This window comes from Klebsiella planticola, assembly GCF_000783935.2.
GTDB classification, from domain to species: domain Bacteria; phylum Pseudomonadota; class Gammaproteobacteria; order Enterobacterales; family Enterobacteriaceae; genus Klebsiella; species Klebsiella planticola.
The window spans coordinates 108,810-131,773 of sequence record NZ_CP026049.1; the positions used below are offsets into that span (position 1 = coordinate 108,810).

Consider the following 22,964-nt stretch of genomic DNA (forward strand, 5'->3'; position numbering starts at 1 on the left):
CAAGCAGGGGCAACCCTTAAGCCTTGAATCCATTAAATATCGACAGGTAATGAAGCCTGATTGTCCTAATAAGGACAATCAGGCTTTTTTATTAATGCAGAGAGCAAACATACGTGCAAACTATTGATATTGGAATTTTGCTTTCCACAGAAGGTACCTACAGCCACCTGGCGAACAGCACACTGCTTGGTGCGCGCCATGCCTTAGAGGAAATCAATGCCGATCCTGCTTATCCTTTTCAGCTGCGGGCCCGACATATCAACCCTGCGGGTGAACTCGCAGCCTACAGTGAAGCGGTGAGCACCTTTATCGCTCACGGCATCCGCCATATCTTCGGAACCATTACCTCTGCCAGTCGGAAGGAGATTATCCCGGACCTGGAGCAGCATAACCTGCTGCTGTGGTATGGCTGTCCTTACGAGGGGTTCGAGAGCTGCGAGCAGGTCGTATATCTGGGCGGTTGTCCGAACCAGACTCTGCTGCCACTCCTGCGGCTGGCGCTGGATATGTTCGGAAATCGCTCCTGGCTGATCGGCTCTAACTACGTCTGGGGCTGGGAAAGCAATCGTATCGCCCGTGAGGTAGTGGAAGGTTCCGGCGGTACGGTGGTGGGCGAAAAATATCTGCACCTGAGAAACAGCAACGTGACCGAGTTGATTGAGGCGATTCTCAGCACAGAGGTAGATTTTGTGCTCAATAACCTGGTAGGCGAAACCTCTTATGCGTTTCTGCGCGCACTGGACGAGGCCTGTCTTCGCGATCGGCGGACGTTAGCGGTGCTCAGCTGTAATTTTACCGAAGCCGAAGTCGCCGAAGTCGCGCCACTAAGGGCGGTACGTTTGCTTTCCTGCGGACCGTTTTTTGAGAGCGTCGATCTCGATTTTTGCGCGCGGCAGCACCTGCAACATGGCGCACAGCGCATCTCCCACTACTATATCGGCGGCTGGCGGGCAGTAAGGCTGTTTGCCAATAGCCTGCGCGAGGCCGGAAACAGCGAGCCGGGTGCGGTGCTGGCGGCACTGCATCGTCAGCACGACGTTGATTCTCCGGGCGCTCGCTCAGTAATGGCTCGAAACAACCACGCCTGTTTGCCCTGCTACATCGCTGAGTTGCAACAAACTTGCTTTCAGATACTGCATCGCGAACCGCTGCCGGTTATGCCCGATCCCTATCTCTCCGCGACCGAGCTACGTGAAAGCCGAACGGTTGCAGCCAGACCTGCTCTGAGGATTGTTAAATGAAAACGCTGCTGTCCCCGGATTTAGATGCTCAGCCGCTCCTGCTGGTAGACTGTGAAGCAAGGAGTCGCGAAGCGCTGGAAAAAAACCTGACGCGGATGGGTATCCGCTGGCATCACCTGACCGGAGATGAGGCTTTACCTCCTCTCACCCCCTGTGCAGTACTGGTGGAACTGGAGGCATTCGCCAGCCCGCTAACCCTGAGCCAGATCAATCTGGCGGGAATACCGGTGATCGCGCTGACCTCACATGAGGGACTTTACCAGGTACAGCGCGCGCTGGAGTTAGGGGCAACAGCGCTCCTTACCAAGCCTATTACACAGCGAGCCATCTATACCACCCTGATGATGGCAGTGGGGCTGCGTCAGCAGTTGCATGACATTCAACAGCAACAGATGCTACTGCGCCAGCGTCTGGCAGCAATGCCGCAGATTACCCAAGCTCTGGCGGCCCAGATGCAAGCGGAAAGTATTGATGAACAACAGGCATGGGTTCGCCTGCGCTCGGAATCAATGTGTACGAACCAGTCGGTGGCACAGGTGGCGCAGAAGTGGCTGCTACGAATGTCGTCCGGCAAGCGGGGAGCACAATGAATAGAGTCGGATATTTTCTGCGCCGGCCAGCCCTGCTGCTCTCGCTGCTGTTTATTCTCCTGGTGGTGATGAGCGCGCTGTTTGCCCCCTGGCTCACCCCCTTCGATCCCGATGAACAGTTTGTCGAGGGACTGAGCCTGGAAGGCGCACCGCTTTCTCCCAACAGCACTTACTGGCTGGGAACCGATCTGCTGGGACGCGATCTCTTCTCGCGTTTAATTTACGGAGCTCGTACTTCGTTACTCATCGGTGTTGTCGCCAACGGCACTGCAGTACTGATCGGCGTCCTGGTAGGGCTTAGCGCAGGTTATCTGCAGGGGCGTATCGGAGGGCTGCTGATGCGCTTTACCGATCTGATGATGGCGTTTCCCGCACTGCTGCTGGCGATTGCCCTGGCGGCGATTTTCCAGCCAAGTGTCTGGATCGTCTCCCTGGTGATCGCCATGGTGAACTGGGTGCAGATCGCCAGGGTTATCTACGCCGAAACTAGCGCGCTTAGCGCCCGCGACTTTATCGCCGTGGAACGCACCCTGGGGGCCGGAACGTTGCGTATTCTCGGCGTGCATTTAATTCCACATCTGGCGCCAACGGTGCTGGTCTGGGCCACACTAGGCATCTCCACCACAGTCCTGCTGGAAGCTACTCTATCGTTCCTCGGGGTGGGGGTACAGCCGCCAACGCCGAGTTGGGGCAACATCATCTTTGAAAGCCAGAGCTATTTTACTTCGGCTCCCTGGCTGGTGTTCTTTCCCGGCGCGGCGATTGTGCTGCTGTCGCTCTCTTTCAATATCGCTGGTGACGCCCTGCGCGACGCCCTCGATCCCGGCTTAAAAGGACGAAACTAATGCTATTTCTGGGAAAACGTCTGTTGCATGCCGGGCTGATCCTGCTTGGCGTTACGTTGATCTGCTATTTGCTGCTGTTTATGTTGCCCGCCGATCCAGCGCGCCAAATCGCCGGGCGCAGTGCCACGCCGGAAGTAGTCGAAAACATCCGCCATCAGTTGGGGTTGGATCTGCCGTTTTATCAGCAATATTGGCGTTATCTGCAGGGGCTGCTGCACGGCGATCTGGGACGCTCGTTTATTCAGCGCAGCGAAGTGAGTGAACTGGTTTCCGCCCGTATCGGGCCGTCACTGCAGCTGATGGCGGCGGGTATTCTCTGCGAGTTGGTACTGGGGATCGCCCTCGGCACCCTGGCGGCGTTAAAACGCGGCGGGCTGGCGGACCGGCTTCTGATGGCGCTCTCCTTTATCGGTGTTTCGGCGCCGCAGTTCATCGCCGCGATGCTTTTTCTCTATCTTTTCGCCGTGGTACTCAACTGGTTCCCGATGGGAGGCTATGGCGGCTTCAGCCATCTGGCGCTACCGGCGCTAACCCTCGGCCTGCTCGGCAGCGGCTGGTATTCACGCATGTTGCGCTCGTCGATGATTGAGGTGCTGCATCAGGATTTTATCCGTACCGCGCGGGCCAAAGGGCTGGGCCGAACCCGCGTACTGCTGCGTCACGTGCTGCCGAATGCCGTGCTGCCGCTAATTCCGATGATAGGCATTGATATCGGCATTTTTATGGGCGGACTGGTGGTAGTCGAATCGGTCTTTGGCTGGCCGGGTATCGGTCAGCTGGCCTGGCAGGCGATTCAACAGGTGGATATCCCGGTGATTGTCGGGGTAACCACCGTGTCAGCGGTTGCCATTGTTAGCGGCAACCTTATTGCGGATCTGGTGCTGCCGTGGGTCGATCCGCGCATTGATGTCAAAAAGTAGCAGGGGAAGATGATGAAAAATGCGTTATTGACAATGGCGGTGGCCGCGGCCTGTTTCTCTTATGGCGCGCAGGCTGACGAGAAGACCGGCGGCGATATCGTGGTGACCTACCAGAACGACGTGGCGACCCTCGATCCGGCCATTGGCTATGACTGGCAAAACTGGTCGATGATCAAAAGCCTGTTCGACGGCCTGATGGACTATCGTCCCGGCACCACCGAGTTGGTGAACGACCTGGCGGAGAGCTACGCCATTTCCGAGGACGGCAAGGTCTACACCTTTGTGCTACGCAAAGGGGTGAAATTCCACAACGGCCGCGAGGTCACGGCGGCGGACGTGAAATATTCTCTGGAACGCACAGTCAACCCGAAAACCCAAAGTCCGGGCGCCGGGTTCTTCAGTCCCATCGCGGGCTATGACGAGGAGGCCAGCGGTAAAAGCACGACCCTGAGCGGTATCGAGGTCGTCGACGATCATACGGTAAAAATCACTCTGAAAGAGCCCAACGCCACCTTCCTGCATGTGCTGGCGCTGAACTTTGCCTCGGTGGTTCCCCGTGAGGAGGTGGAGAAATGGGGCGCCGACTTCGGCAAGCATCCGGTCGGCAGCGGCGCGTTTGAGCTCCAGGAGTGGAAGCTGGGCCAGGAGCTGATCTTCCGCAAAAACCCGAACTACTTTAAAGCCGGCGTGCCGCGGCTGGATCACATAAAGTTCGAAATGGGACAGGATCCCTCGGTCGCTCTGCTGCGGCTGGAAAAAGGCGAAGTGGATATTGCCGGCGACGGCGTACCGCCCGCACAGTTTCTGTCGTTTAAAAACAACCCGGCCTATAAGGGCCTGATGGTCACCGGCGACCAGTTGCAGACCGGCTACGTGACGATGAAAACCACGCTGCCGCCTTTCGATAATCTCAAAGTCCGCCAGGCGGTGAACATGGCGGTCAACAAAGATCGCATCATGCGCATCATTAATGGACGCGCGGCGCCGGCCAACCAGCCACTGCCACCCGCCATGCCCGGTTATGACAAGGCATATCAGGGTTTCAGCTACGACCCGGCAAAAGCGAAGCAACTGCTCAGCGAAGCGGGTTTCCCCAACGGTTTTGCTACCGAACTGTACGTGATGAATACCGATCCGCAGCCGCGTATCGCCCAGTCTATCCAGCAGGATCTGGCCAAAGTGGGCATCCACGCCAGCATCAAATCCCTGGCGCAGGCGAATGTGATTGCGGCGGGCGGCTCCGCCAGCCAAGCGCCGATGGTCTGGTCCGGCGGCATGGCGTGGATCGCCGATTTCCCGGATCCCTCCAACTTCTATGGCCCGATCCTCGGCTGCGCCGGGGCGGTAGAGGGCGGCTGGAACTGGGCGCGCTACTGCAACAAAGCGCTGGACGCGCAGGCGGCCGCGGCGGACAGCATGGTGAAACCCGACCAGCAGGACGCGCGCATTGAAGCCTGGCGCAAAATCTTCATCACTGCAATGGATGACGCGCCCTGGGTGCCGGTATTCAACGAGAAGCGCTACACCGTACATTCCGCACGCATGGGGGGCGAGGACGCGCTGTATGTCGATCCAGTGCATGTACCAGTCAACTACGACTATATCGGACTGAAATAATTTGATGGCGCCGGGACGGCGCCGCTGCTTAAAGGAGAGTCAGGATGTGCCAAAATTGTCTGGTGAAGACCATTCATCATGCTCAACATCATTTCGGCTGGGATAACAGCCTGAGCCCGGTCCTGCACGTAGCTTCCGGCAGCCAACTGGAGTTTCACTGCCTGGATGCGGCTAACGGCTGGTTCAACGCCGGTTCTACCGCAGCGGATATCCCAACGCTGCCGTTTGATAAGCTCAACCCGGTCAGTGGCCCGGTCTATGTGGAAGGCGCTCAGCCGGGCGATGCGCTAAAGGTGACGCTGGAATCCTTTCGTCCCAGCGGCTTTGGCTGGACTGCGAATATCCCGGGCTTCGGCCTGCTGGCCGATCAGTTTTCTGATCCGGCGCTGACGCTGTGGCAATATGACCGCCAGGGCTTAACCCCCTGCGCCTTTGGCCGATATGGCCGCGTACCGCTGAAACCCTTCGCCGGTACCCTCGGCGTCGCTCCCGCCGCCGCGGGCCATCATTCGGTGGTGCCGCCGCGCCGCGTGGGCGGCAATCTGGATATTCGCGATCTGGCAGCTGGCTGCACATTATGGCTACCGGTGGAAGTAGAAGGCGCGTTGTTTTCTATTGGTGACACCCACGCCGCGCAGGGCGATGGTGAAGTCTGCGGCACGGCGATTGAAAGCGCGATGGACGTGGTGGTGAAGCTGGAAGTGGTTAAAGATATGCCGCTGAAAACGCCGCGTTTCGCCACCCCTGGCCCAGTGACCCAACATCTGGATCGGCACGGCTACAGCGCCTTCACCGGCATTGGCCCTGACCTGATGACCGCCGCCCGCGACGCGGTAAGCTATACCATCGATGCGCTGTGCCGCGAACAAGGGATGTCGGCGGAAGAGGCCTATATGCTCTGCTCCGTGTGCGGCGATCTGCGCATCAGCGAAATCGTCGATCGGCCTAACTGGGTGGTGTCGTTCTATTTTCCCAACAGCGTGTTTAATTAGGAGCGTTATGTCAGCAGTCCTATTTCCGGCGCCGCTGCTCTCGGTCGAGCGCCTGTCGATCCAGTTTGGTACACAGCGGGTGGTGGATGACGTCAGCTTTGCGCTCTGGCCGGGAAAAACTCTGTGCATTGCCGGCGAGTCGGGCAGCGGTAAATCGCTGACTTCGCTGGCGATCATGGGTTTGCTTCCGGAGGAGGCACAGATTCCAGGCGGCGCGATTATTTTTGATAACCAGGATTTGCTCAGCCTGCCGGAGCGGCAAATGCAGCTGCTGCGCGGCAAGTCGGTTGCCATGATTTTTCAGGAACCGATGACCTCGCTCAATCCGCTGATGACGGTGGGCCAGCAGCTGGAAGAGACGCTGCAACGCCACGAAGTGCTGGGCCGCCGTGAACGGCGCAGCCGGGTCAGCACGATGCTGGACGCGGTCAAAATCAGTCATGTGGAGAAGCGCCTGCAACAGTATCCGCACGAGCTTTCCGGCGGTATGCGCCAGCGGGTGATGATCGCCATGGCAATGCTGTGCCAGCCACAGGTGCTGATTGCCGATGAGCCGACCACGGCCCTCGACGTCACTATTCAGGCGCAGATCCTCGAGTTGATGCGCGAACTGCAGCAGGCGTTTTCCACCAGCCTGCTGTTGATCACCCACGATATGGGAGTGGTGGCAGAAATGGCCGATGATGTGCTGGTCATGAGTCACGGCAAAATCATGGAGCAGGCTCCGGCAAAAACGCTGTTTACCTCGCCGCAGGCGGCTTATACCCGCCAGCTGTTGCAGGCGGTACCGGTGCTGGGCCAGGCGCCCGCGCTGGCGCCGGTCGAGGCGACGCGACCGTTGCTCAGCGTCCGCGACCTCAGCGTGCGCTTTCCGGTGCGCGGCGACGGCCTGCGCGTGCGTCGCGAAGTCCATGCCGTCGATGGCGTCAGCTTCGATCTTTTCCCCGGCGAGACGTTGGGCATCGTCGGTGAAAGCGGCTGCGGTAAATCGACGACGGCAAAAGCGCTGATGAATATGGTGCCATTTAGCGGCAGCGCGCAGCTTAACGGACAGGAGCTGCACGGCCTGAAGGACGAGGCGTTAAGAGCGGTACGCCGCGATTTGCAGATGGTGTTTCAGGATCCCTGGGCGGCGCTCAATCCGCGCAAAACTATTTTCGACCTGGTTGGGGAGCCGCTGCTGATTCATGAGCAGATGCCCGCAGTACAGCGCACGGAGCGGGTGGCGCAGCTATTGCAGCAGGTCGGCCTGCCAGCGGAAGCGATGCGGCGTTATCCGCACCAGTTTTCCGGCGGCCAGCGCCAGCGCATTTGCATTGCCCGCGCGCTGGCGCTGAACCCGAAAGTGATCATCGCCGATGAATCGGTTTCCGCGCTGGATGTTTCAGTACAGGCGCAGGTGCTGACGCTGCTGGAAGATTTGCGTCAGCGCTATCGGCTCAGCTATCTGTTTATTTCCCATGATATGGCGGTGGTGGAGCGCATCTGCCACCGGGTAGCGGTGATGTTTGGCGGCCAGCTCGTGGAGATCGGCCCACGAGATCGAGTGTTGCACCATCCGCAGCATCCTTATACTCAGCACTTGCTCAGCGCCGTTCCTATACCTGACGTTCAGCAAAGACGGCAACCCCGAGCCACCAGCGCAATGCCGATAAGACCAGAACCGATCAAACCCATCGGCTATCAGAGAGTACCGCAGCGCTTTACCGATTTTGGCGACGGGCACCTCGTCGCCTGCTGAACAAAAAAGCATTCAAACCGGCGGATTTCCGCCGGTGGCAACACTGTTGCCACACAACTCGACGAGAGGCCATTAAACTGGAAAAGTTAGCACATAGCAGGACATAGAGCCGGTCTAAAATGCCCTAAATGCAACGTACCGTATCTTTTATTGTTAGACAAAACCGGAGGTAAACATGCTTAAACCGTCTTCTCCCTAGTGGTGTGATCTCACCACGCGGGAATTCAGTAAACTGGATATGGCGAATATCGTCGCCGTACTACCTATTTGCGCCGTAGAACAACACGGAGCTCATCTGCCGGTTCGGGTGTTTGCTGCCATTAATGTGAAGTGGTTTACTGATTTAGTGTATGATGGTGTTTTTGAGGTGCTCCAGTGGCTTCTGTTTCTATCAGCTGTCCCTCCTGTTCAGCTACTGACGGGGTGGTGCGTAACGGCAAAAGCACTGCCGGACATCAGCGCTATCTCTGCTCTCACTGCCGTAAAACATGGCAACTGCAGTTCACTTACACCGCTTCTCAACCCGGTACGCACCAGAAAATCATTGATATGGCCATGAATGGTGTTGGATGCCGGGCAACCGCCCGCATTATGGGCGTTGGCCTCAACACGATTTTACGTCACTTAAAAACTCAGGCCGCAGTCGGTAACCTCGCGCATACAGCCGGGCAGTGACGTCATCGTCTGCGCGGAAATGGACGAACAGTGGGGCTATGTCGGGGCTAAATCGCGCCAGCGCTGGCTGTTTTACGCGTATGACAGGCTCCGGAAGACGGTTTGCGCACGTATTCGGTGAACGCACTATGGCGACGCTGGGGCGTCTTATGAGCCTGCTGTCACCCTTTGACGTGGTGATATGGATGACGGATGGCTGGCCGCTGTATGAATCCCGCCTGAAGGGAAAGCTGCACGTAATCAGCAAGCGATATACGCAGCGAATTGAGCGGCATAACCTGAATCTGAGGCAGCACCTGGCACGGCTGGGACGGATGTCGCTGTCGCTCTCAAAATCGGTGGAGCTGCATGACAAAATCATTGGGCATTATCTGAACATAAAACACTATCAATAAGTTGGAGTCATTACCCTTTTTTCAACTTCTGATGGATGCGAGTGATTGAACTCATACATTAATGTTTTCCCACGAAGTCTTTTTTCAGGTAAGCCTTCGCACATATCGGTAAATAGCTTGCCTGCTTTTATTTTTTCTGTCATCGACATGTTCATTTTTAACATTCCGTCCTGATAAGTTGGTCGGATAAGGCGCTCGCGCCGTATCCGACATTAATTTCTTAATCGACTTCATTCACCTGGCGACGCAGCAGAGAAAGTGGGCCGGGGCCGCTAAGCGTGAACACGGAAATTAAGGTGAAGCCCAGCGCCACCAGACCCAGCACCAGGTAAGCGCCCTGGAAACCGATGCTTTCATACATATTGCCCGCCAGAATAGACATAAAAATCATCGCCAGTTGCTTAAAGAAGCAGAAACAGACCAGATAAATCGTCGCTGAAAAACGCACTTCAAACTGGCTGGTAATATATTTAAAGCAGCCCACCAGCAGGAACGGTACTTCAAACATATGCAGCGTTTTCAGAATAACCACTTCCAGTGCTGAGGTAGCGAACGATGAGCCAATAATACGTACTGACATAATAGTGCCAGCCAGCAGCAGGGCGTTTTTCCCACCGATGCGATTAATGATCAGTGGCGCAAAAAACATAATCGAGGCGTTAAGTAATTCGCCCATTGTCGTTACGTAGCCAAATACCCGCGTACCCTGTTCACCGGTAGCAAAGAACGAAGTAAAGAAATTAGCAAACTGTTGGTCAAAAACATCGTAGGTGCAGGAAACGCCAATAACATACAGTGACAAAAACCACAGTTTTGGCTGTCTGAACAGTTCCAGCGCCAGCTTAAGGCTAAATGCCGAATGGTTGGCACCTACCGCATTGGCAACCGTGGCAGAAGAGGGCGCATCCGTTTTGGCGAAAAAGAGTAAAACGGCGAGGATGAATGCACAGCCAGAACCCAGCCAGAAAACAAACTGATTATTGATGGTGAACATGATGCCGACAATCGAGGCACACAGCGCCCAGCCAACACAGCCAAACATCCGCGCGCGACCATATTCGAAATTACTGCGACGGCTGACTTTCTCGATAAATGCCTCTACTGCTGGCGCACCGGCGTTAAAACAAAAGCCTAGATAAATACCACCAACAATCGATCCTACTAAAATGTTGTATTGTAACAGTGGCCCGAAGATAAAAATAAAGAACGGCGCAAACATCACTAACATGCCGGTAATAATCCACAGCAGGTATTTGCGCAGCCCGAGTTTGTCAGAAAGCAGACCAAACAGCGGTTGGAATAATAGCGAGAACAGAGAAATAGCGGCAAAAATAATACCCGTATCACTTTTGCTGATATGGTTGATGTCATGTAGCCAAATCGGGAAAAACGGGAAGTAGGCTCCCATGATAAAAAAGTAAAAGAAAAAGAATAAACCGAACATCCAAAAGTTTGTGTTTTTTAAATAGTACATAATGGATTTCCTTACGCGAAATACGGGCAGACATGGCCTGCCCGGTTATTATTATTTTTGACACCAGAGCAACTGGTAATGGTAGCTACCGGCGCTAAGGTGGAATTCCGCCGACACTGACGGGCTCCAGGAGTCGTCGCCACCAATCCCCATATGGAAACCGTCGATATTCAGCCATGTGCCTTCTTCCGCGTGCAGCAGATGGCGATGGCTGGTTTCCATCAGTTGCTGTTGACTGTAGCGGCTGATGTTGAACTGGAAGTCGCCGCGCCACTGGTGTGGGCCATAATTCAATTCGCGCGTCCCGCAGCGCAGACCGTTTTCGCTCGGGAAGACGTACGGGGTATACATGTCTGACAATGGCAGATCCCAGCGGTCAAAACAGGCCGCAGTAAGGCGGTCGGGATAGTTTTCTTGCGGCCCTAATCCGAGCCAGTTTACCCGCTCTGCTACCTGCGCCAGCTGGCAGGTCAGGCCAATCCGCGCCGGATGTGGCGTATTGCTCGCCACTTCAACATCAACGGTAATCGCCATTTGACCACTTCCATCAATCCGGTAGGTTTTCCGGCTGATAAATAAGGTTTTCCCCTGATGCTGCCACGCGTGGACCGTGGTAATCAGCACCGCGTCGGCAAGCGTATCTGCCGTGCACTGCAACAACGCTGCTTCGGCCTGGTAATGGCCCGCCGCCTTCCAGCGTTCGACCCAGGCGTTAGGGTCAATGCGGGTCGCTTCACTTACGCCAATGTCGTTATCCAGCGGTGCGCGGGTGAACTGATCGCGCAGCGGCGTCAGCAGTTGTTTTTTATCGCCAATCCACATCTGTGAAAGAAAGCCTGACTGGCGGTTAAATTGCCAACGCTTATTATCCAGCTCGATGCAAAAATCCGTTTCGCTGGTGGTCAGTTGCGGGATGGCGTGGGGCGCGGAGGGGAGTGTCACGCTGAGGTTTTCCGCCAGACGCCACTGCTGCCAGGCGCTGATGTGTCCGGCTGCTGACCATGTGGTCGCGTTCGGTTGCACTACGTGAACCGTTAGCCAGAGTTGTCCGGCGCTCTTCGGCTGCGGTAGTCCAGGCAGTTCAATCAACTGTTTACCTTGTGGAGCGACATCCAGAGGCACTTCACCGCTTGCCAGCGGCTTGCCATCCAGCGCCACCATCCAGTGCAGGAGCTCGTTATCGCTATGACGGAACAGGTATTCGCTGGTCACTTCGATGGTTCGCCCGGATAAACTGAACTGGAAAAACTGCTGCTGGTGTTTTGCTTCCGTCAGCGCCGGATGCGGCGTGCGGTCGGCAAAGACCAGACCGTTCATGCAGAACTGGCGATCATTCGGCGTATCGCCAAAATCACCGCCGTAAGCCGACCACGGATTGCCATTTTCATCATATTTAATCAGCGACTGATCCACCCAGTCCCAGACGAAGCCGCCCTGTAAACGGGGGTACTGACGAAACGCCTGCCAGTATTTAGCGAAGCCGCCAAGACTGTTACCCATCGCGTGGGCGTATTCGCAAAGGATCAGCGGGCGCGTCTCTCCAGGCAACGAAAGCCATTTTTTGATGGACCATTTCGGCACAGCCGGGAAGGGCTGGTCTTCATCCACGCGCGCGTACATCGGGCAAATAATATCGGTTGCGAAGGTGTCGGCTCCGCCGCCTTCATACTGTACCGGGCGGGAAGGATCGACAGATTTGATCCAGCGATAGAGTGCGTCGTGATTAGCGCCGTGGCCTGATTCATTCCCCAGCGACCAGATGATCACACTCGGGTGATTACGATCGCGCTGCACCATTCGCGTTACGCGTTCGCTCATCGCGGGTAGCCAGCGCGGATCATCGGTCAGACGATTCATTGGCACCATGCCGTGGGTTTCAATGTTGGCTTCATCCACCACATACAGGCCGTAGTGGTCGCACAGCGTGTACCACAGCGGATGGTTCGGATAATGCGAACAGCGCACGGCGTTAAAGTTGTTCTGCTTCATCAGCAGGATATCCTGCACCATCGTCTGCTCATCCATGACCTGACCATGCAGAGGATGATGCTCGTGACGGTTAACGCCGCGAATCAGCAACGGCTTGCCGTTCAGCAGCAGCAGACCATTTTCAATCCGCACCTCGCGGAAACCGACATCGCAGGCTTCTGCTTCAATCAGCGTGCCGTCGGCGGTGTGCAGTTCAACCACCGCACGATAGAGATTCGGGATTTCGGCGCTCCACAGTTTCGGGTTTTCGACGTTCAGACGTAGGGTGACGTGATCGGCATAACCACCACGCTCATCGATAATTTCACCGCCGAAAGGCGCGGTGCCGCTGGCGACCTGCGTTTCACCCTGCCACAAAGAAACCGTCACCCGCAGCTCATCGCGCAGCTCGCCGTACATCTGAACGTCTGCCTCCAGTACAGCGCGGCTGAAATCATCATTAAAGTGAGTGGCTACATGGAAATCGCTGATTTGCGTGCTCGGTTTATGCAGCAACGAGACGTCACGGAAAATGCCGCTCATCCGCCACATATCCTGATCTTCCAGATAACTGCCGTCACTCCAGCGCAGCACCATCACCGCGAGGCGGTTTTCTCCGGCGTGTAAAAATGCGCTCAGGTCAAATTCAGACGGCAAACGACTGTCCTGTCCGTAACCGACCCAGCGCCCGTTGCACCACAAATGAAACGCCGAGTTAACACCATCAAAAATAATTCGCGTCTGGCCTTCCTGTAGCCAGCTTTCATCAATATTAAATGTGAGCGAGTAACAACCCGTCGGATTCTCCGTGGGAACATACGGCGGATTGACCGCAATGGGATAGGTCACGTTGGTGTAGATAGGCGCATCGTAACCGTGCATCTGCCAGTTTGAGGGGACGATGACAGTATCGGCGTCAGGAAGATCGCGCTCCAGCCAGCTTTCTGGTACCGCTTCTGGTGCCGGAAACCAGGCAAAGCGCCATTCACCATTCAGGCTGCGCGACTCTTGGGAAGGGCGATCGGTGCGAGCCTCTTCGCTATTACGCCAGCTGGCGAAAGGGGGATGTGCCGCAAGGCGATTAAGTTGGGTAACGCCAGGGTTTTCCCAGTCACGACGTTGTAATACGACGGCCAGTGAATCCGTAATCATTGTCATAGTTGTATCCTGTGTGAATTGTTATCCGCTCACATTTTCGCATAACATACGAGCCGGACACATAGAGTGTAAAGCCTGGGGTGCCTAATGAGTGAGCTGACTCACATTAATTGCGTTGCGCTCACTGCCCGCTTTCAAGTCGGGAAACTTGTCGTGCCAGCTGCATTAAGGAATCTGCCAACGTGCGGGGAGAGGTGGTTTGCGTATTGGGCGGTAGGGTGGTTTTTCTTTTCACCAGTGAGACGGGCAACAGCTGATTGCTCTTCACCGCCTGGCCCTGAGAGAGTTTCAGCAAGCGGTCCACGCTAGTTTTCCCCAGCAGGCGAAAATCCTGTTTGATGGTGGTTAACGGCGGGATATAACACGAGCTGTCTTCGGTATCGTCGTATCCCACTACCGAGATATCCGCACCAACGCGCAGCCCGGACTCGGTAATAGCGCGCATTGCGCCCAGCGCCATCTGATCGTTGGCAACCAGCATCGCAGTGGGAACGATGCCCTCATTCAGCATTTGCATAGTTTGTTGAAAACCGGACATGGCACTCCAGTCGCCTTCCCGTTCCGCTATCGGATGAATTTGATTGCGTGTGAGATATTTATGCCAGTCCGCCAGACGCAGACGCGCCGAGACAGAACTTAATGGACCGGCTAACAACGCGATTTGCTGGTGACCCAATGCGATCAGATGCTCCACGCCCAGTCGCGTACCGTCTTCATGGGAAAAAATAATACTGTTGATGGGAGTCTGGTCAGAGACATCAAGAAATAGGGCCGGAACATTAGCGCAGGCAGCTTCCACAGCAATGGCATCCTCGTCATCCAGCGGATAGTTAATGATCAGACCACTGACGCGTTGCGCGAGAAGGTTATGTACCGCCGCTTTACAGGCTTCGACGCTGCTTCGTTCTACCATCGACACCACCACGCTGGCACCCAGTTGATCGGCGCGAGATTTAATCGCCGCGACAATTTGCGACGGCGCGTGCAGGGCCAGACTGGAGGTAGCAACGCCAATCAGCAACGACTGTTTGCCCGCCAGTTGTTGTGCCACGCGGTTGGGAATGTAGTTCAGCTGCGCCATCGCCGCTTCCACCTTTTCCCGCGTTTTCGCAGAGACGTGGCTGGCCTGGTTCACCACGCGGGAAACGGTCTGATAAGAGACACCGGCATACTCTGCGACATCGTATAGCGTTACTGGTTTCACATTTACCACCCTGAATTGACTCTCTTCGGGTGCTATCATGCCATACCACGAAATGTTTTGCGCCATTCGGAGGGGGCACGCCGAAGTGAGATTCAAAATGCCGACGTCAGTTCACAGGTGGGTAATGATACCAACGTGTTGATTTCGTATTTTCACTGACACCAGGATCATCCTGATGTTACAAGGATTGAATGACTACAGATTAAAATAGTCATCAACAGGTTGACAGCATTACCGACTGACCTTATCCATAGCGGTAACCTGACCGTTAACGAAATTAACCGCTCAGCCGGATTTCTCATCAACAGTTTTGATTTGCCGGGCATTGGTATATTCATGGGCATCAGCGCCCGCTTTCTGCGTATTTTTCGATTTGCACTGCCGGAGGCACTGGCGGGTATCGCGTTCCGCACACTTTTACATTTATTTATCTGGTGACTGACCTTTTTAAGGAGACAGAATGAAAGCCGTTGGTTTCTGGCAACCCGGGGAAAGTACATCCGTTATTGAAGATTTGTCGCTTCCCCACCCATCCATGCCCAAGGGGCGTGATCTTTTGATCAGAGTCAGGGCGGTCGCGGTTAACCCACGGGACCTGAAAAGCCGGCGAAACATCAGTCCCTCTGCAGGCAATCCGGTAGTTATGGGATACGACGCTTCCGGTGTTGTTGAAGCAACCGGACCAGATGTGACGCTGTTCAGGCCAGGTGACCACGTTTTCTATGCCGGTGTGCTCGATCGCCAGGGAGCCAACGCAGAGTTTCAGCTGGTTGACGAACGCATTACGGGGATAAAGCCGGCAGCACTAAGTTTTGAAGCTGCAGCGTCGGTTCCTCTGACCGGTCTGACAGCCTGGGAAATGTTATTTGATCGTCTGCAGTTGTCAGTGAACGGAGATGCTGATCAGACCCTGTTGATGCTTGGCGGTGCGGGCGGAGTCCCTTGTATGGCTATACAGCTTGCCCGCACTCTGAGTCGGGTGAACATCATCGGGACTGCCTCCCGGCAGGAGAGTGTCAGAGCGGTTCGCGGGTTTGGTGCGCATTATGTCCTGGATCATTCATGTGCGCTTGCGCCACAGGTTGCCAGCCTTGCTGGACTCCCTCCCATTACCCGGATTTTCTCAACGTACACCACGCCATCTGCCTGGGAAAATATGGCCGAAATTATTGCCCCACAAGGCCGTATCGGACTCATCGACGACCCTGAACCACTGGATCTGCGTTTGATCAAATTTAAGAGCGTTTCTGTTCACTGGGAGGCAATGTTTACCCGCCCCATGCATGCTACTGCGGACATGTCTAAACAGCATGATATTCTTAACAAACTCTCATGCATGCTGGATTCCGGTAAGCTCAAACCTCCGTTGCTGGCAGAGTATGGCAGGCTGAATGCTAAAGCACTTCGCCGGGCTCATGAGGACATGGAAAATAAAAATGTGAACGGGAAAATTGTTTTTTCAGGGTTCTGATGAACAGGCCTGTCAGAGTAAAAAAAGATTCGGGTTCAGCACAATGCTGAATTCTGTCTGGCTATAGAGTAAGAATCGTACCGGAATTGAGCATTTACCCTCAGTACCTGCGGATGAAAAAGCAGTCTGCCCTGACATACTGAATAATCCCTTCTCATAAGATGCCTCTCTTTTGCTGTTTAAAGAGCTGAGCAGTCCGGGCGGAGACTGACCTCGTTCCGCTTTCCAAGCGACCCCCTTGTTGAAAGTGCGACAAAAGAGATAGGGCGAATGACTATACTTCGCTCATAGCTGCCCGTCATGCCAGCTCAAAAAACAGGCTTAACGTAGGATATTTAATGAGATGGTCACTCCCTCCTTCCCAGTACTATGCTGAGGACAGGCTTTCATTCGGAGAACCATCATGGAAAACATTGCGCTTATTGGTATCGATCTGGGTAAGAACTCTTTCCATATTCATTGTCAGGATCATCGTGGGAAGGCCGTTTACCGTAAAAAATTCACCCGACCAAAGCTAATCGAATTTCTGGCGACATGCCCGGCAACAACCATCGCGATGGAAGCCTGTGGCGGTTCTCACTTTATGGCACGCAAGCTGGCAGAGTTAGGGCATTTTCCAAAGCTGATATCACCGCAATTTGTCCGCCCATTCGTTAAAAGCAACAAAAATGACTTCGTTGATGCTGAAGCTATCTGTGAAGCAGCATCACGTCCATCTATGCGTTTCGTGCAGCCCAGAACCGAATCTCAGCAGGCAATGCGAGCTCTGCATCGTGTCCGTGAATCCCTGGTTCAGGATAAGGTGAAAACAACTAATCAGATGCATGCTTTTCTGCTGGAATTTGGTATCAGCGTTCCGCGAGGTGCTGCCGTTATTAGTCGACTGAGTACCCTTCTTGAGGACAGTAGTTTGCCTCTTTATCTCAGCCAGTTACTGCTGAAATTACAACAGCATTATCACTATCTTGTTGAGCAGATTAAAGATCTGGAATCTCAGTTGAAACGAAAGTTGGACGAAGATGAGGTTGGACAGCGCTTGCTGAGTATTCCCTGCGTTGGAACGCTGACTGCCAGTACTATTTCAACTGAGATTGGCGACGGGAAGCAGTACGCCAGCAGCCGTGACTTTGCGGCGGCAACAGGGCTGGTACCCCGACAGTACAGCACGGGAGGTCGGACGACATTGTTAGGGATTAGCAAGCGGGGCAACAAAAAGATCCGAACTTTGTTGGTTCAGTGTGCCAGGGTATTCATACAAAAACTGGAACACCAGTCTGGCAAGTTGGCCGACTGGGTCAGGGAGTTGTTGTGTCGGAAAAGCAACTTTGTCGTCACCTGTGCTCTGGCAAACAAGCTGGCCAGAATAGCCTGGGCACTGACGGCGCGACAGCAAACTTACGAAGCATAAAGGCAGAAATACACCAGTTTAAACAATCATTCATCTGGTTTTGCGAATACTGATATTGATGATACTAACGGCCCACCGGCCTGTTGAGGAACCTGTAAAACGGAAAGGCTCATTGAAGCCGTATATTTTCTGGAGGTTCATCAGGCGCGGAACTCATCGAGGCGCGGGAATAAAATCCCATTCAGACGCCGGATAGATTCAAGCAAGCCAACTTGTCGTCAAAATCGGTGTTGCAAAAACGGGAGTGACCATAGATTCCGTTTTCTGAGACGACCCCAGAAACATACCCGCTCCTATTGAATACAAATGCCTGTTAAACCGGACTGATAAATTTTCGATGCGTAATATATTCGATAATCCAGATATATACCGGTAAATTTTTAAATGCAGACAGGCTTGCCGTTGGTGGTGGCGTTATCGCGTTCAGCCTGCCGGCTGAGCTGGCGGATATCATCCCGCTGGCAGAGATAAGCCTGTTCGATAACCGCCGCTGCCCACGCCGGCATATGAGGCGACAGACGATAGTGGATCCATTTTCCGTCCCGCCGGTCGGTAAGCAGCCCGTTTTCTCTCAGCAGAGCCAGATGCCGTGAGATTTTGGGCTGAGTTTCTTTCAGCACGGACGTAAGTTCACAGACGCAGAGCTCCCCTTTTTCGCGTAGCAGCAGCACGAGGCTGAGTCGGGTTTCGTCGGAAAGGCTTTTAAAAAGCTGCAGGGGGGACACGGGTGGCATGGTGACTCCTTATTGTGACTGACCTGAGTGTACCTGTGAAACTTTCTCCGTCAAATTTATATTCACTTAATCATATGTATGTGCGAACGCCGGACGAGCCTGAGCATGCAGAAGGACTTTCCGTCCGGATGCGCCTGACCGGCATTCCATGAACAGCGTTTTTGCCCTGCGCGTTGACCCCGTTAACAATTCGTGTAGAGTAAAAAGCGCTTTTTGCCGTGGTTCATCTGCCCGGCGGGCATTTGTGGCCGGTACTGAACGTCTGTTCATCCGGTCTTTCTGATTACCCGCGCTGCTCTGTCAGCCGTGAAGGAGTGATAAACACCACCATGCGTCTTACGCCACCCTGAGTCGTACCCCTCCTCTGTCGCACTGAATAAACTTCGGCGCGCACTCAAAAACATCCCGTCTGCGGATGTGCTTTTTCGTACGTAAAATTTTTGCCCTCACGGGCTGACCGTAATCAAAAACTGAGAAATGACTATGCTGCTGTCCTCGACGCGTAAGGACTGGCTGGGTAACGTCCGTGGTGACGTCCTTGCCGGTATTGTGGTCGCGCTCGCGCTTATTCCCGAAGCGATCGCCTTTTCCATCATCGCCGGAGTCGACCCGCAGGTCGGGCTCTACTCTGCGTTCTGTATTCCCCTGGTTATGGCCTTCCTCGGCGGCCGTCCGGCAATGATATCGTCCGCCACCGGTGCGATGGCGCTGCTGCTGATCACGCTTGTAAAAGACCACGGCCTGCAGTATCTGCTGGCGGCCTCGGCGCTGACCGGCGTACTGCAGCTGGCGGCCGGCTACCTGAAGCTGGGCAGCCTGATGCGCTACGTCTCCCGCTCGGTGGTCACCGGTTTCGTGAACGCGCTGGCCATCCTGATATTTATGGCGCAGCTGCCGGAGCTGACCAACGTCACCTGGCACGTTTATGCCCTGACCGCTGCGGGCCTGGGCATCATTTATCTCTTCCCGTATCTGAACAAAACCATTCCCTCGCCGCTGGTCTGCATCATCGTGCTGACCGCCATTTCCATGTGGCTGCACCTGGACGTGCGCACCGTGGGTGACATGGGCAAACTGCCGGACAGCCTGCCGGTGTTTCTGATCCCGGATATCCCGCTTAACCTCGACACGCTGATGATTATTCTGCCGTACTCGGCAGGACTTGCCGTGGTGGGGCTGCTGGAGTCGATGATGACCGCCACCATCGTGGACGACATGACCGACACGCCGAGCGATAAAAACCGCGAGTGCAAGGCGCAGGGCGTGGCCAACATCTGCACCTCCTTTATCGGCGGCATGGCGGGCTGCGCGATGATTGGCCAGTCGGTGATCAACGTCAAATCGGGCGGGCGCGGGCGGCTTTCCACGCTCACCGCCGGCGTGGTGCTGCTGCTGATGGTGGTGTTCCTGCGCGACTGGGTGTCCCGGATACCCATGGCGGCTCTGGTGGCGGTGATGATCATGGTCTCCATCGGCACCTTCTCCTGGCGCTCCATCAGCAACCTGCGCAGCCATCCGCTGTCAACCAGCGTGGTGATGCTGGCCACCGTGGTGGTGGTGGTGGCGACCGATAACCTGGCGTTTGGCGTGCTCACCGGCGTGCTGATTGCCTCGCTGAACTTCGCCACCAAGGTCGCCCGCTTTATGGCGGTCTCCTCTGAGCTGAAGGACGACACCCGCACCTATACCGTAGCCGGCCAGGTATTCTTTGCCTCATCCGATCGCTTTATGAGCCACTTCGACTTCCGTGAAGCGGTGGAGCGCGTGGTGATTGACGTAACGCACGCCCACTTCTGGGATATCACCTCCGTGAGCGCGCTGGACCGGGTGGTTATCAAGTTCCGTCGCGAAGGCACGGAAGTGGAGATCAAGGGTATGAATGACGCGACCCGCACCCTCGTTGACCGCTTCGGAGTGCATGACAAGCCTGAAGAAGTGGAAAAGCTGATGGGTGGCCATTAATTTACTGGAGAAAGCATCATGAATAACACCGTTATTGCCTGCGTTGACGGCTCGCCGTCAACCCGGCCGGTCTGTGAGTATGCTGCCTGGGCAGCCGGTAAACTTGGCGCGCCGCTGGCGCTGCTGCACGTGCTCGAAAAGAGTGAGACTCCCGCCGTGTCTGACCTGACCGGGAGCATTGGTATTGACAGCCGGGAGCAGCTGACCGAAGCGCTGGTCCGCGTCGAGGGTGAGCGCAGCCGGCTGCTGATGGCGCAGGGCAAGGCCGTGCTGGCCGGCTGTGCGGAGCTCCTGAAGCAGACCGGACAGCCGGACGCACAGCTGCTGCAAAAGCACGGCGCACTGGACGAAATCCTGGCGGAGCTGGGCGAAGTCCGGCTGATGGTGCTGGGGCGCCGCGGGACGCAGAATCAGGTAGGCAGCCATCTGGAAAGCGTCATTCGCCTGCAGAAAAACCCGGTGCTGATTGTGCCGGAGACGTTTACGCCGCCGGCGCGGGTGATGTTTGCGTACGACGGCAGCAGTGAGAGCCGTAAAAACCTGACGCGCCTGACGGTCAGCCCGCTGCTGCACGGCCTGAGCTGTCATATCGTGATGGTCAACGGTGACATGTCAGCCCTGCAGGATGCGCAGGCTGTTCTTCAGGAAGCCGGTATCACGACCGAGACACGCCTGCTGGAAGACGAGTCCGTAACCGGGGCGCTGTGCCGCTACGCGGACGCCCATGATATCGACCTCACGGTAATGGGGGCCTGCGGGCACTCCCGGTTACGGCGATTCTTTATTGGCAGCCACACCACGGAAATGCTGTCTGAAAGCCGTCAGCCCCTGCTGATGCTGCGATGAAACAGGCGGGCCTGATATCAGGCCCGCCTTCACAGGGGAAAGAGGATGACGGGTATGAAGGTAAAGGCGCGTTATTGCGGCGCATCCGTCCTGATACCGGTGGCCAGCAGGCTGGCGCCAAGAATGTAGACCAGGCAGAACAGGGCCTGAAGATGCAGGGTGACATGGTTATCTATCAGCACGCCCATGATTACCGGGGATGCCCCGCTGGCAATCACCGTCCCTGCCTCAACCGCCGAGCGCACCCTGGCCAGCTGCGCCGGACCAAACAGCTGTACCCAGAGCGCGGTGGCAAGCGTTGAGGCAATGGCCGACGATACGCCGGTCATAATCAGGTAAAAAGGCGTCACCCACTGACCGTTGCTGAGCCATAGCGCCAGCATGGCCAGGGCCTGTGGCATCAGAAACCACGGCAGCAGCCTGCGTGGTGAGAGCCGGTCAATCAGCGGGCCAAACGACAGCAGCGATACCGCCTGGGTAATGGCATAGGCAATAAACCATACCGCCACCCACGACAGCTCCCAGCCTTTCTCCTGTGCCAGCCTCGCCTGGTGGAAGAAGAAGCCGGTGGTGATAAAGGGGGAGGCCAGCACGACAGGCAGCGCCAGCAGCAGGTTGCGGTTTCGCCATACCGGCGCCTCTTTTTCTTTCTCCTCACCCCGCTTTCTGAACGTACGCAGCGGCTTCTCTTTCCCGCGGGGCAAAAACATCAGCGCGACCCCCACGCCGGCAACAAGCATTCCGGCATTGATGCCCCAGGCAGCGCGCCATCCCGTCAGCGCGCTTATCTGCACCGCAATCACAGGAAAAACGGCCTGCGCCAGCGAGAGCCCCAGCGCGATGGCGCCGAGCGCCTTGCCTGCATCAAGGGGGAACTGGCGCGCCGTTGCGGTCAGCGCAGTATGCACCATCAGTCCCTGGCCGCCGAGGCGCAGAAAGTAAAACCCGATGCACAGCATCCACGCCGCCTGTGCGCCGGAAACCAGCAGGCAGGCCGTGAGCAGCAAAAGGGTGACCGCCAGCGTGAAGCGGCGGGTCGTGGTGTAGTCAATCAGCCGTCCGGCCCAGGTCAGCGTGATGGCGCTCATCACCGTTCCGATTGCGTACAGGCCGCCCAGTCCGCCGTCGGTGAGCCCAAAGGCCTCACGAAAATCCTGCCCGTAAAGTGAGACAAAATAGGTCTGTCCAAAGCTGGACATGGCCATCAGCATCGCACCGAACGTAAGGTGAGAGGCGTGATGAAACATAAACCGAAAAAGCTGACGCATGAATATCCCTGAAGGCGGGCTGCAGCCCGCCGATTAATCACGACGTGTCCGTACCGGCTGCTGCGGACACGGCGCCTGCGTCCCTGAAGCAGGTACACGCGGGTTCACCGTGAAAGGTGGCAGTCCCGTAACGGATATGAGAGAACGGTACCCGGCGCGGACTGGCTGTCGCGGCAGGCTCTCTGATAAAGGACGGGCGAAGAGAAACTCAGGGTGGCGTAATGTGCATGACTCACAGTCAGATATAAAATGCTGCCGAAACGATAATTTTTAATGCTCTTCAGGTCAAGCCTGAAAACGGGCTCCTCATGCCCGCCGCAGGGGGAGTCGCACAAAAACAGTGGATAGCCGCTTGATTAACGCCCGTGACCGGGCCAGAATTGCGGCGAGGTGATGGCGTTCCACCTTACCCAACCGCTTCCCCTGAGAAGCTGATGACGCCTGATATTACTCCC

General features: G+C 55.8%; 17 protein-coding genes, 3 pseudogenes and 1 riboswitch. Of the genes and pseudogenes, 14 read left to right on the top strand and 6 right to left on the bottom strand.

Annotated features, from left to right (window positions below; genetic code table 11):
* Nucleotides 1-113: 113 nt before the first annotated feature.
* From MC50_RS27975 to MC50_RS28020, 9 genes and pseudogenes are all read left to right on the top strand, one after another.
* A complete protein-coding gene (locus MC50_RS27975; RefSeq protein WP_004118840.1) occupies nt 114-1,241 on the top strand; it encodes a transporter substrate-binding protein in 1,128 nt (375 codons plus the stop codon).
* Nucleotides 1,238-1,831 (top strand): ANTAR domain-containing response regulator, encoded by a 594-nt coding sequence (locus MC50_RS27980; protein ID WP_004118229.1) that lies wholly within the window; start codon nt 1,238-1,240, stop codon nt 1,829-1,831. The genes MC50_RS27975 and MC50_RS27980 overlap by 4 nt, the downstream gene beginning before the upstream one ends.
* A complete protein-coding gene (locus tag MC50_RS27985) occupies nt 1,828-2,676 on the top strand; it encodes an ABC transporter permease (RefSeq protein ID WP_004118228.1) in 849 nt (282 codons plus the stop codon). The genes MC50_RS27980 and MC50_RS27985 overlap by 4 nt, the downstream gene beginning before the upstream one ends.
* Nucleotides 2,676-3,596, top strand: a complete 921-nt coding sequence (locus tag MC50_RS27990) for an ABC transporter permease (protein ID WP_004118837.1) — start codon at nt 2,676-2,678, stop codon at nt 3,594-3,596. The genes MC50_RS27985 and MC50_RS27990 overlap by 1 nt, the downstream gene beginning before the upstream one ends.
* Nucleotides 3,597-3,608: 12 nt before the next feature.
* Nucleotides 3,609-5,213 carry an ABC transporter substrate-binding protein gene (locus tag MC50_RS27995; RefSeq protein ID WP_024196104.1) on the top strand — a complete coding sequence of 535 codons (1,605 nt, stop codon included), beginning with the start codon at nt 3,609-3,611 and terminating at the stop codon, nt 5,211-5,213.
* A 44-nt stretch (nt 5,214-5,257) separates the two neighbouring features.
* Complete coding sequence (locus MC50_RS28000) at nt 5,258-6,205, top strand: acetamidase/formamidase family protein (protein WP_004118225.1); 948 nt, start codon at nt 5,258-5,260, stop codon at nt 6,203-6,205.
* A gap of 7 nt (nt 6,206-6,212) precedes the next feature.
* The gene (locus MC50_RS28005; RefSeq protein ID WP_004118832.1) at nt 6,213-7,946 is read left to right on the top strand and encodes an ABC transporter ATP-binding protein; all 1,734 of its coding nucleotides are present in this window, start codon (nt 6,213-6,215) and stop codon (nt 7,944-7,946) included.
* Between the two features lie 175 nt (nt 7,947-8,121).
* Nucleotides 8,122-8,271, top strand: a pseudogene (locus tag MC50_RS28010) (creatininase family protein); the annotation flags it as partial.
* Between the two features lie 50 nt (nt 8,272-8,321).
* Nucleotides 8,322-9,016, top strand: a pseudogene (locus MC50_RS28020) (IS1 family transposase).
* A 14-nt stretch (nt 9,017-9,030) separates the two neighbouring features.
* On the opposite strand, the pseudogene MC50_RS28025 reads toward MC50_RS28020, so the two are convergent.
* The 4 genes and pseudogenes from MC50_RS28025 to lacI all read right to left on the bottom strand — a co-directional run.
* A pseudogene (locus MC50_RS28025) lies at nt 9,031-9,171 on the bottom strand (maltose acetyltransferase domain-containing protein); the annotation flags it as partial.
* 65 nt (nt 9,172-9,236) lie between these two features.
* A complete protein-coding gene (lacY, locus tag MC50_RS28030; RefSeq protein ID WP_004118826.1) occupies nt 9,237-10,490 on the bottom strand; it encodes a lactose permease in 1,254 nt (417 codons plus the stop codon).
* Nucleotides 10,491-10,541: 51 nt separating this feature from the next.
* A complete protein-coding gene (gene lacZ, locus MC50_RS28035) occupies nt 10,542-13,616 on the bottom strand; it encodes a beta-galactosidase (protein ID WP_032427316.1) in 3,075 nt (1,024 codons plus the stop codon).
* A gap of 121 nt (nt 13,617-13,737) precedes the next feature.
* Complete coding sequence (lacI, locus tag MC50_RS28040) at nt 13,738-14,820, bottom strand: DNA-binding transcriptional repressor LacI (protein WP_004152286.1); 1,083 nt, start codon at nt 14,818-14,820, stop codon at nt 13,738-13,740.
* A 222-nt stretch (nt 14,821-15,042) separates the two neighbouring features.
* Between lacI and MC50_RS29175 the strand changes: the two genes are divergently transcribed.
* From MC50_RS29175 to MC50_RS28055, 3 genes are all read left to right on the top strand, one after another.
* Complete coding sequence (locus tag MC50_RS29175) at nt 15,043-15,258, top strand: hypothetical protein (RefSeq protein WP_032427315.1); 216 nt, start codon at nt 15,043-15,045, stop codon at nt 15,256-15,258.
* A gap of 22 nt (nt 15,259-15,280) precedes the next feature.
* Nucleotides 15,281-16,291, top strand: coding sequence for a zinc-binding alcohol dehydrogenase family protein (locus MC50_RS28050; protein WP_004152284.1), 1,011 nt, complete (start codon nt 15,281-15,283; stop codon nt 16,289-16,291).
* A gap of 403 nt (nt 16,292-16,694) precedes the next feature.
* On the top strand, nt 16,695-17,699 hold the full coding sequence (locus MC50_RS28055; protein ID WP_000427614.1) for an IS110-like element IS5075 family transposase: 1,005 nt from the start codon (nt 16,695-16,697) through the stop codon (nt 17,697-17,699).
* A 380-nt stretch (nt 17,700-18,079) separates the two neighbouring features.
* Here MC50_RS28055 and MC50_RS28060 read toward each other — a convergent pair whose 3' ends face one another.
* Nucleotides 18,080-18,433 carry a metalloregulator ArsR/SmtB family transcription factor gene (locus MC50_RS28060; protein WP_001549886.1) on the bottom strand — a complete coding sequence of 118 codons (354 nt, stop codon included), beginning with the start codon at nt 18,431-18,433 and terminating at the stop codon, nt 18,080-18,082.
* A 483-nt stretch (nt 18,434-18,916) separates the two neighbouring features.
* Here MC50_RS28060 and MC50_RS28065 point away from each other — a divergent pair, with 483 nt between their 5' ends.
* Both MC50_RS28065 and MC50_RS28070 read left to right on the top strand, forming a co-directional pair.
* Complete coding sequence (locus MC50_RS28065) at nt 18,917-20,395, top strand: SulP family inorganic anion transporter (protein WP_001549885.1); 1,479 nt, start codon at nt 18,917-18,919, stop codon at nt 20,393-20,395.
* 18 nt (nt 20,396-20,413) lie between these two features.
* A complete protein-coding gene (locus MC50_RS28070) occupies nt 20,414-21,241 on the top strand; it encodes a universal stress protein (protein ID WP_004118529.1) in 828 nt (275 codons plus the stop codon).
* 71 nt (nt 21,242-21,312) lie between these two features.
* On the opposite strand, the gene MC50_RS28075 is transcribed toward MC50_RS28070, so the two are convergent.
* On the bottom strand, nt 21,313-22,509 hold the full coding sequence (locus MC50_RS28075) for an MFS transporter (protein ID WP_001549953.1): 1,197 nt from the start codon (nt 22,507-22,509) through the stop codon (nt 21,313-21,315).
* A gap of 380 nt (nt 22,510-22,889) precedes the next feature.
* A riboswitch (Fluoride riboswitch) is annotated at nt 22,890-22,960 on the top strand.
* Nucleotides 22,961-22,964: the final 4 nt, after the last annotated feature.